The sequence below is a fragment of the Fructilactobacillus fructivorans genome, from assembly GCF_000814735.1.
GTDB classification, from domain to species: Bacteria; Bacillota; Bacilli; order Lactobacillales; family Lactobacillaceae; genus Fructilactobacillus; species Fructilactobacillus fructivorans.
Map to the genome: position 1 here is coordinate 14711 of NZ_JOJZ01000024.1, position 13773 is coordinate 28483.

The window sequence follows — 13773 nt, forward strand, 5'->3', positions numbered from 1 at the left end:
CATCCCCTCTCTATTTATTAATACGGATTAATTAAACTGATTTTCTAATTTACTAAAGTCGGTTCCAGAAACCCACTCGTTCAGTGCTTTCACCGCATGATCCTTGGCTTCACCAAACGGAGCACGCTGTTCTAAACTAAATTTACCTAATACATAATTAACGACACTCTCGCGTTTGGGATGGCTGGTTCCCACTTTAATTCGGTTAAACTGGTCAGTTCCCAGGTGAGCAATCATACTCTTAATTCCGTTATGTCCACCAGCAGAACCATGATTTCGTAAGCGAATACGACCAACTGGGAGATCCATGTCATCGTACACAATCACTAGGTCGTCTAAATCCAACTTGTAAAACTGCATCAAGGGATGAACGGCCCTTCCAGAATCATTCATCATGGTGGTTGGTTTAACGACCATGACTTTTTCGCCATTTACAATTCCGGTTCCGTACATGGCATCTAACTTTTGCTTGTTAATCTCAATGCCGTTTTGATCCGCAAACTGATCAACTACCATAAATCCGGTGTTATGTCTGGTTCCATCGAACTCAGAACCGACATTGCCTAATCCCACAATCATTTTCATCATTAATGTCTCCCATTTACTTCTAATTAACGCAAAATGGCCGAAATGAATATTCACTCGGCTTAATCATGTTTATTGTATCATAATAAATTAACGATTTGATTTGATACGCCACCACTTAACATAAGGTTCTGTATAATTAAATTCGTTCATGATATAATTAGTTTGTGAACAAACTAATTTCAAGAGGGAGAAATATTATGGCTGAAAAACATGAAAAAGTTGTTTTAGTCGGTGATGGTGCCGTTGGTTCATCATATGCATTCGCAATGATGCAACAAGGTATCGCCGAAGAATTTGTAGTTGTTGATATTGACAAGAACCGAACTGAAGGAGACGCATTGGATCTTGAAGATGCCCAACCCTTCACTTCTCCAAAGAAGATCTACTCTGGTGACTACAGCGACTGTAAAGACGCTGACTTAGTGGTTATCACTGCTGGTGCACCACAAAAGCCTGGTGAAACTAGACTTGACCTTGTTAACAAGAACTTAAAGATCTTGACTACCATCGTTAAACCAGTAGTTGATTCTGGTTTTGATGGAATTTTCTTAGTTGCTGCCAACCCAGTTGACATTTTGACTTACGCAACCCAAAAGATTTCTGGTTTCCCTAGAAACAAGGTCTTTGGTTCAGGTACTTCACTTGATACCTCACGTTTCCAAGTTGCTGTTGGTAAGAAACTAAACGTTAACCCTCAAAGCATCAATGCTTACGTAATGGGTGAACATGGTGACTCTGAATTTGCTGACATCGACGAAGCCTCAATCGGAAATGTCCCATTGGTTGAATTCGCTAAGAAAAATGGTGTTACCAAAGACGACCTATTGAAGATGGAAGACGAAACCAGAAACAAGGCTTACGAAATCATCAACAAGAAGGGTGCTACTTTCTACGGAGTTGGAACTGCTTTGATGAGAATCTCAAAAGCCATCTTAAGAGATGAAAACACCGTCCTTCCAATTGGTGCTCCAGTTGATGGACAATACGGTTTATCCGACATTTATATCGGTACTCCAGCCATCGTCAATGCTTCCGGAGTTGCTAAGGTTCTTGAAGTTCCACTAAGCGATGACGAAAAAGATAAGATGAGCGCTTCTGCTAAGACACTTAAAGAAACAATTGATAAGGGTATGAAGACGATCGATCTTTAAAATTTAATTTTAAAAAGCAGACATTTATGTCTGTTTTTTTATGCTCTCAGTTATTTTGTGTTAGTATTAATTAAATATTACTTACGTGAGGAGCCTTAGCCATGATTTTGCAATCTTTAGTTAAACCTAAGAGCGACTTGATCACTGTGGACGAAAACACTGATCTTGACACTGCATTGAAATTAATGGAAAAGAACCATTTTCGTTGTATCCCCGTCTTAGATGCCACTCACAAGGCATTTAAGGGAAATATTTATCGAATGCACATCTACAAACATGAAGCTGACGGCGGCAAAATGTCCGACTCGGTGATGACGCTAATTCGGAACGAAACCAAGTTCGTTAACCTGAATTCCGCCTTTTTTAAGGTCTTCTTTACGATCAAAGATCTCCCGTACATTGCCATTTTAGACGAGTTCAATGATTTCTACGGAATCTTAACCCACACCAAACTGATGGAAAGTTTATCTCAGTCTTGGAACGTAAAGTTTGGAAGCTACGTAATCTCTGTAATTTCACCTGGTGAACGAGGTGATCTAGAAGAGATGGCCCACATTATTACTAGGTACACCGCCATTTCCAGTGTTATCAGTCTGGATTCAGTAGATCGAACCGGCAAAACAATTTATCGGAGGACCATGTTTACCCTTCCTTCTAAAGTTACCAAAGAACGTTTGAATCGGATCATTGCCGCCCTTGAGCGCAAGGGCTTCAAGGTTCCCGAGGTAGAAGATTTAAAACAGGAGTCCAAAGAAACCCCAATCGAAGAAAATTAGATATAAAAAGGAACGTGGAATAATTCCACGTTCCTTTTTATATTATGTATCATCAGACTTCGTGTGTGCTCCGGCTGAGTCCCAGACTTAGGCTGAGACCAGCATCAACTTTTCTCATGATATCTTTACTTAAATGGGTGACATGATCTTTAAGACGCTGCTTATCAATTGTCCTAATTTGTTCTAACAGAATCACCGAACTCTTCTCAATTCCGGCGTTCTGAGGTGTAATGCCCACGTGCGTAGGCATCTTGGGCTTTGTAATTCGAGCTGTAATAGCAGCCACAATCACAGTGGGACTATAGTGATTTCCCACGTTATTTTGCACTACCAACACAGGGCGCATCCCACCTTGTTCAGAACCAACGACTGGAGATAAGTCTGCATAGAAAATATCGCCACGTTTAATCTCAACGTTTTCCATAGACTATTCCTTCCGCATAAATAAACTTACAGTCGTGACTTTTCGTTCTCATAGTCATCGAATAACCGCTTAGATACTTCATCTTCGCACGGAGAATACTCATCGACAATTAGTGAATTTAAGTTGGCCATGACTGAGTAGCCATAAATCAAAGAATTAATTAGAGGGTCTTTATCAAACGAGTCACAACTCATGGCAATCTTGTGGTTGTCAAAAGAAAGTCCCCGTTTGGTGGAATATTCTTCATTTTTCTGGATCCAGATAGGATTAATCACGTATTTGTATATCATGGAGATACTCCCTCTTACAAATATTTACTTCAGATGATCACTTGACCGATAAACACGTGGTAAACGGCTAGAATACCCACATGCAATCTCATAATGAATGGTATGACAATAGTCAGCAACGTCCTGTAAAGTAATGGTATGGTCGTGATCGGTTCCAACCAAGGTAACCTTAGTTCCGATCGGCATCTTGTAAGGTAACCTAACCATTAGTTGATCCATACATACTCTACCAACGATGGGACAATACTGACCATCCACAAGAACTGAAAATCCCTGCATCGAGCGGCGAACACCGTCCGCATAGCCAACAGGAACCGTTCCAATCCACTCCCTTGAATCGGATGTATAAGTTGCCCCGTATCCAATTGAACGACCGCTCTGAACCTCCTTCACGTAAATTAATTCGCTCGTGAAGCTCATGGCAGGTTCCAACTTAAATGGCGACGCAATCGCAACCCCAGACGGATTTAAACCATAGCCAGCCACTCCAAAACGGACCATGTTTCCCCCCGCTGCTTTGTGCCACATACTAGTGGCTGAGTTAGCCACATGAACGTAGCGCGGTTTCTCAGGAATTGCAGTCATCAATTCATTAAAATTGTCTAACTGATACTGAAAGTAATCATCATCAGTGCTATCTGCAGTGGAAAAATGAGTAAAAACTCCCTCAAAATCAATATACTCGCTAGTTCGCTTCAACTCAACTATTGCATCTTTAACTTCAGAAACGGTTTGTAGTCCGATTCGTCCCATTCCCGTATCTAGAGCTAAATGAACCCTAATCTTGTTTTTAAGTCCCAACTTTTGGGCTAATTCAGCTGCCTGCTTGATCCAATCGACTGAACTAACCGTGACTGAAACGTTGTACTTCGAGATTAATGGGACGTTGTTCAGATCAGAAAGCCCTAAAACGAGAATCGGCTCTGAAACAAAGCCCGCTTCTCTAAGCTGAATGGCCTCGTCCAAGATTGCAACACAAAAGCCAGTCGCTCCAGCTGCCTTAGCAATTCCGGCAACCTGAACCGCTCCATGACCGTAAGCATTGGCTTTAACGACCATAAATAAATCCGACTTCGAGTCTAAGCGTTTCCGCTCTTCACTAATATTATGAAAAATAGCATCTTCGTCAATCACTAGTTGTGCATTTCGGTTTTTTCCCACTGCCATAACGTATACTTCCTTGAATAAAGTACTATCTAATTATTCTTTGATGATTATTATAGCACTTAACAAATTAATTTTCTAAACAAAAAGAGAACCACTCGTGGTTCTCTTTTTTCTACTTATTCTTAATGACGAAACCCTTTGATTTACCGTGATTTCCACCGTTACGTCCTCGTGAATCATGACGTCTAGAGTCATGTCCACCACGACGATTACCAAATCGTTTGTGACTATTGCGATCATTACGTTTTCCGTGATAACCACCACCACGGTGTCCGCCGAATCCACCATGATTCTTGAGTGGTTTTTCAGCAGTAATATGAACCTTAACTTGATCTCTTGTCATGTCATTTAACAATGCCGATACTAAATCAACACTGTCATACTTTTCAAGTAACTTTTTAGCAACTCGTTCAAACTTGGCTGTATCAGTCTTTTGAACCAGTTTCTCAATATCATTTTCTGCAAACTTTAACTGTCCAGCAAGTGCTTCATCCTCTGAAGGTGGCTTCAAAGGTAACATTCTCACCTTGGTCAACTTTTCAATCCCACGAAGGTAACTCATTTCGTTGGGGGTTACAAAAGTAACGGAAGTACCATGATGACCGGCACGACCAGTTCGTCCAATTCGATGGACATAACTCTCAGGATCCTGAGGAATATCAAAGTTATAAACGTAAGTTACTCCTGAAACATCAATTCCTCTAGCAGCAACATCGGTTGCAACTAAATAATTAATTTTGTCGTTCTTGAACTCATTCATAATTTGAGTACGACGCTTCTGAGTTAAATCACCATGAAGGCCGGCAGCACGATATCCTCGTGCAATTAGTCCCTTGGAAACTTCATCAACTCGACGCTTAGTTCGACAAAAAACGATGGTAACTTTGGGAGTTTGAACGTCAAACAAACGTGTCATCGTATCAAACTTCTCATTGTCCTTTACTTTAACGTAGTACTGATCAACTAAATCAGTGGTTAATTCCTTAGACTTAACGGTAATCTGCTTTGGATCCCTCATGAACTGAACCCCAACTCGCTTAATGGGAGCTGGCATCGTTGCTGAGAAAAGCAAAGTTTGTCGATCACTTGGAATGTTCTTGATGATACTCTCGATATCATCTAAGAAACCCATGTTAAGCATTTCATCCGCTTCATCCAAAACAAGGTACTTAACGTGACCAAGCTTTAAAGTACGACGATTAATGTGATCAAGTATCCGTCCTGGAGTTCCTACCACAATCTGTGGTTTCTTCTTCAAATCTCTAATCTGTTGACGGATGTCAGAACCACCATAAACAACCTGAACTCGAGCACCTTCAACCCCACCGAGTCGTTGCATCTCTTTTTGGGTCTGAATTGCTAGTTCTCTAGTTGGTGAAATGACAAGGGCCTGAACGTCTGGATTGTTCAGATCGATCTCTTGTAGAATTGGAAGGGCAAACGCAGCCGTTTTCCCGGTTCCAGTTTGAGCCTGTCCAATCACATCCTGACCCTTAAGCAATAATGGAATTGTTTGGGCTTGGATTGGAGTGGGTTCATCAAAGCCTGATTTCTCAATGGCTTTTAGTAGACTATCTGATAGTCCTAAATCTTTAAACTTCAAATGTGTTCCTCCTATTGAAACAACAACTGTGGATTCAATAATTTGCTTGAGAAAAATCCGTTTCCCGTAGTGCGCAAGTTATCTGATCCACACTTATTTCTAAATACTTCAGCGATTACGTGTCTAAAATATATTACACCATTTAACCAAATTTCACAAATCAAAACCGCTAAGCAAAACTATTCTAATGCTTTTAAAACTTGTTCTAAGTGAATCCCGTGACTCCCTTTGAGCAAGACCTCATCACCAGTAGATAACTGGGGGTCTAAGTCTTTAGCTAGTTGATCCAGTTGATCGGTTGCGTAATAATGGAGGTTATTTTGATTTGGATATTTTTTTTGTAACATTTTATATAATGACTTCATCAGCGGTCCAACCAGATAAACTTGTTGAATCAATTGGGGATTAATGGCATCTGAAATTCCCTCATGCATTTCTTGAGCATGATCGCCTAATTCGAGCATGTCACCCAAAACGGCAATTCGTTTTCCATCCAAATGAGTATCCTGAAAGGCCTTTAACACCGCCTTTAAAGCGGACGGGTTCGAATTATAAACATCGCTCAAGATCATCTCACCGTTTGCACCTTTAACCCATTCCGTTCGATTGTTAGTAAAATTCGTATGATCTAACGCTCCACGCATGTTGGCTGGTAAAATCTCAGCTAACTCACCGACTTCAATCGCAGCTAGGGCATTATTAACATTGTAATCACCAATCAAAGGAATGGTGAACTTCATGTTGCCAAGTTTGTTGGTCTTAAACGTGGTCTCATGATCGCCATCAAACACGTCCTTTGGATAAATATCATTAGTATCTTTTCTTCCGAAGGTTAATTTTTCAACATCGAGTTCCTTAGCGCGTTCATTTAATAATGGTTCATCCCCATCATAGACAAACACCCCGTCAGGTCTTAAACCATGGGTGATTTCCATCTTAGCGTCCGCAATCTTATCACGAGTACCAAAGAACTCAATGTGGGCCTCTCCAATCATCGTAATGACGGCGATATCAGGCTTCACCAGTTTACTCAAGAAGTCAAGCTGACCCGGTCTATCCATCCCCATTTCAACCACCAAGTATTCAGTGTTCGATTCCATGGAAAGAATGGTGATGGGAACCCCAATCTCATTATTAAAGTTCGCATGCGTTTTGCATACATTAAACTGGGTGGCAAGAATGGAAGCAATCATATCCTTAGTGGTAGTTTTACCGTTACTTCCCGTAATGGCGACCACCTTCGGATTAATCTTATTTAAGTAATGACTACTCAAGTCTTGAAGAGCTTTCAAAGTGTCATCAACTAAGATAACTGGGAATCCCTTTGGCGCGTCCTCACTTCTACTTTTATTCCAAAAGGTTGCACTAGCGCCGTTTTCAATGGCACTTGCAATGAAGTCATGACCATCATGTTTCCCCGTAAGTGGCACAAACAGGTCGTTTGGCTTTAGCTTCCGACTATCAAACGAAACGCCCGTCACATCCACATTTTCATATTTTTTTGAATTCAAGTCGCCGTTGACGGCTTTGGCAATCTCTAAAAGGTTCATTTTCATAACAAAACTCCTATTAATTCGATCTAAATGCATTTAAAGTATATCAGAAAAAGTCCAGCAAAAAAGCGATTCGGTTCGCTTAAACCAAATCGTTTAATTCTCCCTCATCATCAACATCCTTACGCAATTCCCACGTCTGAGTGGAAATATCATAAGTGATCTGGCCAACTTTCTCAGTTCCGGCACGTAGCTGGGCCTCAGAGTTCCAGATCACCCGTGGCGACTGCTTTCGATGCCTCATTAAGGGAATTTCCAGTTTCGGCTTTTCTATTTCTACCATATCACAAGGAATGATCACCCCGGTAATACCTAATTTTAATAACTTCGTTAGTGTCTGGAGATCAACGTCTTTAAAGGGGATTGACTTCACAAACACTCGTCTCTTGTTCCACTGTTCTTTTAAGTGACGTTTCAGACAAACGGCTAAAATTTGATTAATTTCATTGAAGCGACGGAGATAAACCTTGGTAAAACCAGTTGAATCACTCAAGAAAACAAATTGATTATTAATCTTAGCTGAAAACGGGCTGATTCCAGTCATGGGCATTCCCATGTGACTCAAATACAACAAATCAGCAATTTCGTCTTCACTTAAAGAATCCAGATCCTCTTTACTTTTCAAATCAACCCACTTTTTCGTACTGGTTCGATTATCAATCATGTATTCTCTAATCTCATTTTCCCCAGCAATTAGGTCAAACTTAGTCGACATATTAAAATCATTTGCGTTTTGGTAGTCATCATTCAATAAAATAATGTTTTGTGGTTCATTTTTAATTCCATTTAAAAAATCCGAGGGAAGAATGCCCCAGCTGCAAGCAAAATTCTTAACTGGATTAACTTGGAAATACACTGTATTAGTTAACATATTCTTCTACTCCAATACTTTCATACTCCCTTCATTGTAAACGAGACTTTTAACAACCATTTCCAACTCGTGATCCTTTCCTACGTTATAATTTGCGTTCTTTTTTATACATATAAAATCCGATTACTGTTAATATGGTAGTAATGATTTAATTTTGGGAGAGTGGATTATGAAAAAAACAAATGTTTTATTTGTCTGCCTAGGGAATATTTGTCGATCTCCCATGGCAGAAGCAATGTTTAAAAAAATGCTTACAAATGAAGGGCTTTCCGACAACTATTCGGTGAGCTCAGCTGCCACTGAAAATGATGAAGCAGGCAGCCGTCCTCATCCTGGTGCTCAAAAAACCATGGACGCCCATCATTTAGATTATCGTGGCAAGCGATCACATCCGATCACTGCAACTGACATCCAAAATGCTGACTATATTATTACCATGGATGATTATAATATCAGTGATCTTAAGGAAATGATCCCTCAAGACCAATGGGATAAACTTCATTTATGCATGGACATTGTCCCCGGCAAAAAAAGGGGTCAACATCGTTGATCCTTGGTATACGCATCGATTTGAGGATACCTACCAAATGCTGGATCAAGCTTTGCCACTGTGGCTAAAGTACATGCAAGACCATCATAACAGCAAACGGGAAGGAAGCGCATCATTTGACTCAGAATAAAAATCAAATATCTGATCCGGTCCCACCAGAGATCTGGCACAAAAACTTAGTAGCTCTGTGGTTTGGGATGTTTATGAACGGACTGGGTTTCAGTGAAGTCATGCCCTTTCTGTCCTTATTCATCGCCACTCTAGGTCACTATAGTTCTAGTCAGTTAAGTATCTATAGTGGACTGGCCTTTTCGGCCTCTTTCATCGTTACTGCTGTGGTATCCCCAATTTGGGGATCACTTGCTGATCGATACGGAAGAAAAGTCATGCTTTTGCGGGCCTCCCTTGGAATGGCAGTCTGTTTGATCCTAATGGGATTTGTGACAGCCGTTTGGCAATTAATTGCTCTACGTTTCATTCAAGGAATTTTTTCTGGTTACATGAGTAATGCCAATGCCCTTCTGGCTACCCAGGTTCCAAAGCGAGAAAGCGGCAAGGCCCTTGGAATCTTGACGACTGGGAACGTTTCCGGAACACTATTTGGTCCGTTCATTGGCGGAATCTTAGCGTCCGTGTTCTCATATCGACTAACTTTCTTTATTACCGGTGGGCTACTTATTTCCGTGTTCTTTGTCACTTTATTCTTCGTAAAAGAACACTTCACTCCCGTTGCCAAAGAAGATAACCTCTCAACCAAGCAGGTCATTTCTGAACTTTCTAACGTGAAGTTAATCTTCGGAATGTTTTTAACCACCCTTATCATTCAGGCCTCAAACTTTTCCATCTCGCCAATTCTATCCCTCTATGTCAAAGAAATTATGCACAACAGTCCCCAAGTTACCTTTTACAGTGGAATTGTTGCCGCGGTTCCAGGGATAGCCACACTGTTTGCGGCACCTAAACTAGGTGCATTAGGCGACCGGATTGGGACCTCCAAGATCATGTTAGGTGGCTTCATCTTCGCCATGCTAGTTTACATCCCAATGGCGTTCGTCACGAACGTTTGGGAATTAATGGGATTGCGGTTTCTAATCGGAATTTCGAATGCATGTATGCTACCAGCCGTTCAAGCCATTCTGGCTAAGAACACCCCATCCAACGTTACTGGTCGGATCTTCAGCTGGAATCAATCCATGCAGGCGGCCGGAAACTGTATTGGACCCATCATCGGTTCAATTGTTTCTTCGTTATTTGATTACTCAAGTGTCTTCATTTCAACGGCACTCCTAGTATTCATCAATTTTCTACTGGTACTCAATGAAACCAGAAATGAACAAAGATCCGTTAATTAAATTTAATCACAAAAAAAAGAGCCAACCTAAAGTTGACTCTTTTTTGTTTATTATTATTTGTTGGCAAGACCATATTTCTTGTTGAAACGATCGACCGCACCATCTGCTTGGTTGAACTTTTGTCTACCAGTGTAGAATGGATGTGAATCAGATGAAATTTCAACACGAATTAGTGGGTAAGTGTTGCCATCGTCCATTTTGATGGTTTCATCAGAGGTTGCAGTTGAACCAGTAATGAACTTAAATCCAGTACTTGAATCTTGAAATACAACTTGGTGAAAATCTGGATGAATTCCTTTTTTCATAATATCTCGCTCCTTTTGCCCTAAACAACGTTCAGAGATTGATTATCGAATTATATCAACTAGAATAGCTTAACATTATTTTTTGACACACGCAATGGTACCTAAACTAGTCATCTTGATCAATCATTTGAACGTTGGCATGTAGGTTAGTTAATTTATTCGTAATATTATCATAGCCACGAAGAATATTATCAGCATTCTCAATCGTGGTCTGTCCCTGCGCCATCAGTCCAGCGATGACTAGGGAGGCACCTGCTCGAATTTCTCCGGCTTGAACCGTCGTTCCGTGAAGATTGTCACTCTTACTGATGATAATTGAATTATCAGTGGGGTTAACCCGAATATTAGCACCCATCTTTTGCAGCTGAGCAATATGATTTTGTCGCTCGGGATAGATGGTGTCATGAATCACACTATCATCATCCGCCTTAAACAGCATCGGGGTAATTGGTTGTTGCAGATCCGTTGCAAATCCAGGAAACGGAGCCGTTTTAACTTCAATCCCATTTAATTTTCCAGTCTTCGGAACATAAATGCTGTCTTCACCGATCTCTAACTGAACCCCCGCCTCAATCAGCTTAGCGGTATAAGCCTGCAAATGTTCGGGAATCACGTTCTTTACGTTGATGCCCTTACCAATGGCTGCCGCTAACGTCAAATAGGTCCCAGCTTCAATCCGATCTGGAATAATCGTGTGAGTGGCCTTCGCTTGCAAATGGTTAACTCCCTGGATTCGGATCACATCCGTTCCAGCACCACGAATTTTAGCTCCCATACTGTTCAAAAATGATGCAATATCAATAATCTCAGGTTCTTTAGCAGCATTACTAATCGTGGTGACACCATCAGCCTTGACGGCAGCCAAAATAGTATTAATGGTTGCTCCCACAGAAACCATGTCAAAGAAGATTGAAGCTCCATGGAGTCCATGCTCGGTCGCATTAATGTCAACCGAATCATCACTCTCACTAACTTCAGCTCCTAGGGCTTTAAAAGCCCGAATGTGTTGGTCAATGGGCCGTGGCCCGATGTTGTCTCCCCCTGGGAAACTGATCGTAGCGCGATGAAACTTTCCAAGAAGTGCCCCCATAAAGTAGTATGAGGCGCGTAAACTTTTAATTGCTTTACCGGGGAGTTCACCCTCGAGTATGTTAGTTGGATCAATATTTAAGACACCATCCGAAAAATCGGATGTTACGTTCATTGACTGGAGAATTAGCATGAGATTATGCACATCCAGGATATCAGGAACCATATCAAGTTCCACTGGACTATCCGCTAAAATGGCAGCCGGAATTAAAGCAACCGTGCTGTTTTTTGCTCCACCAACGGTGACGTCACCATATAGAGGATGTCCTCCTGATATTTTTAATATCGTCATAATTTGGTAATCCTCACTTATATCATATCTTTCAGTAATAATCATAGGAAAATTTGTACCAAAACACAATACAAAATGAGAAATTATTTTCTTAAGATTATTAGAAAGACCAATTATTTTTTGTGGTTATGCTTGTGTTCTTTGTCGGAAGCAGCCACGAATGCCTTGAATAAGCCTTCCGGACGATCCGGACGTGACAGAAATTCTGGATGATACTGAGCGGCCACGAAGAATTTCTTGTGAGGAACTTCAACCACTTCTACCAAATGATCATCTGGTGAGGTCCCAGAAACAACTAATCCGGCATCCTCAAGGTCTTTGCGAAACTTATTGTTGAACTCATAACGATGACGGTGTCGTTCCGAAATTTCCTTCTTGTTATCGTAAGCACTAGCAGCCTTGGTACCCGGTTTTAACTTGGTTGGGTAAGCACCTAATCGTTGAGTACCACCAGCGTCAGTGACATCATTTTGATCTGCCATAAGATCAATCACGTTGTGTTTGGTCTGTGGGTCAAATTCAGTCGAGTTCGCATCCTTGTAACCCACTACATCTCTAGCGTATTCGATAGTGGCAATCTGCATCCCAAGACAAACACCTAGGTAAGGAATATCTTTCTCTCTGGCGTATCGAACGGCTTGAATCATTCCTTCAACCCCACGATTACCAAAGCCTCCGGGAACCAAGATACCATCCATTCCCTTCAACTTCTTTGCCACATTGTCTTTATCAATCGTACCAGCGTCAATCATGTGAATATTAACCTTATCATCAGCAGCGTATCCAGCATGCTTCAAAGCTTCGTTCACTGAAAGATAAGCATCATTTAGATCAACGTATTTTCCAACAATGGCAATGTTGACCTCACCTTTCAAGTTGCGGATGTGTTTCTCCATCTTCTTCCAGTATTTCATGTCAGCCTCAGGAGCCTTCACATTAAAGTGTTTTAGGATTTCATCATCCATATCCTGTTTCTGAAAGCTAAGGGGAATCTGGTACAAGTTTGGAGCGTCAATTGATTCAATGATGTCCTTAACCGGAACGTCACAGAACATCGCGATCTTTTTCTTCATCTCATCACTAACTGGTTTTTCTGCCCGAAGAACCAACATATCGGGTTGAATTCCAATGCTTCGTAACTCTTTAACACTGTGTTGGGTTGGTTTTGTCTTCATTTCTTTGGCAGCATGCAAATATGGAACCAGGGTTACATGAATGTAAAAGGTGTTGTCGTCCCCAACTTCATGTTTCATCTGACGAATGGCCTCAAGGAATGGAAGTGATTCAATGTCACCAACCGTTCCCCCAATTTCAGAAATGACAATATCAGCATCCGTACTCTTAGCGGCACTCATAATTTTCTGTTTGATCATACCGGTAATGTGAGGAATTACCTGCACGGTCCGACCAAGGTAGTCACCATGACGTTCCTTTCTTAGAACTTCTTCATAAATCTTACCGGTTGTAAAATTAGAATACTTGTTTAAATTATTATCAATAAAACGTTCGTAATGACCCAAATCAAGATCGGTTTCAGCACCATCATCGGTAACAAAGACTTCCCCGTGTTGATAAGGATTCATTGTTCCTGGGTCAATATTAATATATGGATCAAATTTTTGAATGGTGACATTAAAGCCACGATTTTTCAGTAATCTTCCGATTGAAGCAGAAACAATTCCCTTTCCTAAGGAAGAAACTACTCCACCGGTTACAAAAATATACTTAGTCATGCTCAAACTCCTCCATAAAATTTTGGTTA

The 13773-nt window shown here is 41.0% G+C and carries 14 protein-coding genes; 4 read left to right on the forward strand and 10 right to left on the reverse strand.

What is annotated here, in order from left to right:
* Positions 1-27: 27 nt before the first annotated feature.
* On the reverse strand, positions 28-585 hold the full coding sequence (gene pth / locus LfDm3_RS05805) for an aminoacyl-tRNA hydrolase (protein WP_039144958.1): 558 nt from the start codon (positions 583-585) through the stop codon (positions 28-30).
* A 200-nt stretch (positions 586-785) separates the two neighbouring features.
* Between pth and LfDm3_RS05810 the strand changes: the two genes are divergently transcribed.
* Positions 786-1739 carry an L-lactate dehydrogenase gene (locus LfDm3_RS05810; RefSeq protein WP_010022833.1) on the forward strand — a complete coding sequence of 318 codons (954 nt, stop codon included), beginning with the start codon at positions 786-788 and terminating at the stop codon, positions 1737-1739.
* A 101-nt stretch (positions 1740-1840) separates the two neighbouring features.
* A complete protein-coding gene (gene cbpA, locus LfDm3_RS05815) occupies positions 1841-2515 on the forward strand; it encodes a cyclic di-AMP binding protein CbpA (RefSeq protein WP_039144960.1) in 675 nt (224 codons plus the stop codon).
* A gap of 52 nt (positions 2516-2567) precedes the next feature.
* On the opposite strand, the gene LfDm3_RS05820 is transcribed toward cbpA, so the two are convergent.
* From LfDm3_RS05820 to LfDm3_RS05845, 6 genes are all read right to left on the reverse strand, one after another.
* Entirely contained in the window at positions 2568-2939 is a 372-nt protein-coding gene (locus LfDm3_RS05820; protein ID WP_039144961.1) for a type II toxin-antitoxin system PemK/MazF family toxin, read from the reverse strand.
* 26 nt (positions 2940-2965) lie between these two features.
* Positions 2966-3229 carry a hypothetical protein gene (locus LfDm3_RS05825; protein WP_039144963.1) on the reverse strand — a complete coding sequence of 88 codons (264 nt, stop codon included), beginning with the start codon at positions 3227-3229 and terminating at the stop codon, positions 2966-2968.
* 24 nt (positions 3230-3253) lie between these two features.
* Positions 3254-4396, reverse strand: a complete 1143-nt coding sequence (gene alr, locus LfDm3_RS05830) for an alanine racemase (protein WP_039144965.1) — start codon at positions 4394-4396, stop codon at positions 3254-3256.
* Between the two features lie 112 nt (positions 4397-4508).
* Entirely contained in the window at positions 4509-5999 is a 1491-nt protein-coding gene (locus tag LfDm3_RS05835) for a DEAD/DEAH box helicase (RefSeq protein WP_039144966.1), read from the reverse strand.
* Positions 6000-6178: 179 nt separating this feature from the next.
* Positions 6179-7555, reverse strand: coding sequence for a UDP-N-acetylmuramoyl-tripeptide--D-alanyl-D-alanine ligase (locus LfDm3_RS05840; protein ID WP_039144968.1), 1377 nt, complete (start codon positions 7553-7555; stop codon positions 6179-6181).
* Positions 7556-7634: 79 nt separating this feature from the next.
* Positions 7635-8423, reverse strand: coding sequence for a hypothetical protein (locus tag LfDm3_RS05845; RefSeq protein WP_039144970.1), 789 nt, complete (start codon positions 8421-8423; stop codon positions 7635-7637).
* 169 nt (positions 8424-8592) lie between these two features.
* On the opposite strand from LfDm3_RS05845, the gene LfDm3_RS05850 reads away from it, so the two are divergent.
* Positions 8593-8973, forward strand: coding sequence for a low molecular weight protein-tyrosine-phosphatase (locus LfDm3_RS05850; RefSeq protein WP_404825427.1), 381 nt, complete (start codon positions 8593-8595; stop codon positions 8971-8973).
* A gap of 116 nt (positions 8974-9089) precedes the next feature.
* The gene (locus LfDm3_RS05855) at positions 9090-10325 is read left to right on the forward strand and encodes a multidrug efflux MFS transporter (protein WP_039144971.1); all 1236 of its coding nucleotides are present in this window, start codon (positions 9090-9092) and stop codon (positions 10323-10325) included.
* Between the two features lie 53 nt (positions 10326-10378).
* On the opposite strand, the gene LfDm3_RS05860 is transcribed toward LfDm3_RS05855, so the two are convergent.
* From LfDm3_RS05860 to LfDm3_RS05870, 3 genes are all read right to left on the reverse strand, one after another.
* On the reverse strand, positions 10379-10630 hold the full coding sequence (locus tag LfDm3_RS05860; RefSeq protein ID WP_010022846.1) for a type B 50S ribosomal protein L31: 252 nt from the start codon (positions 10628-10630) through the stop codon (positions 10379-10381).
* Between the two features lie 106 nt (positions 10631-10736).
* Entirely contained in the window at positions 10737-12011 is a 1275-nt protein-coding gene (locus LfDm3_RS05865; protein WP_010022847.1) for a UDP-N-acetylglucosamine 1-carboxyvinyltransferase, read from the reverse strand.
* 113 nt (positions 12012-12124) lie between these two features.
* Entirely contained in the window at positions 12125-13744 is a 1620-nt protein-coding gene (locus tag LfDm3_RS05870) for a CTP synthase (RefSeq protein WP_039144972.1), read from the reverse strand.
* Positions 13745-13773: the final 29 nt, after the last annotated feature.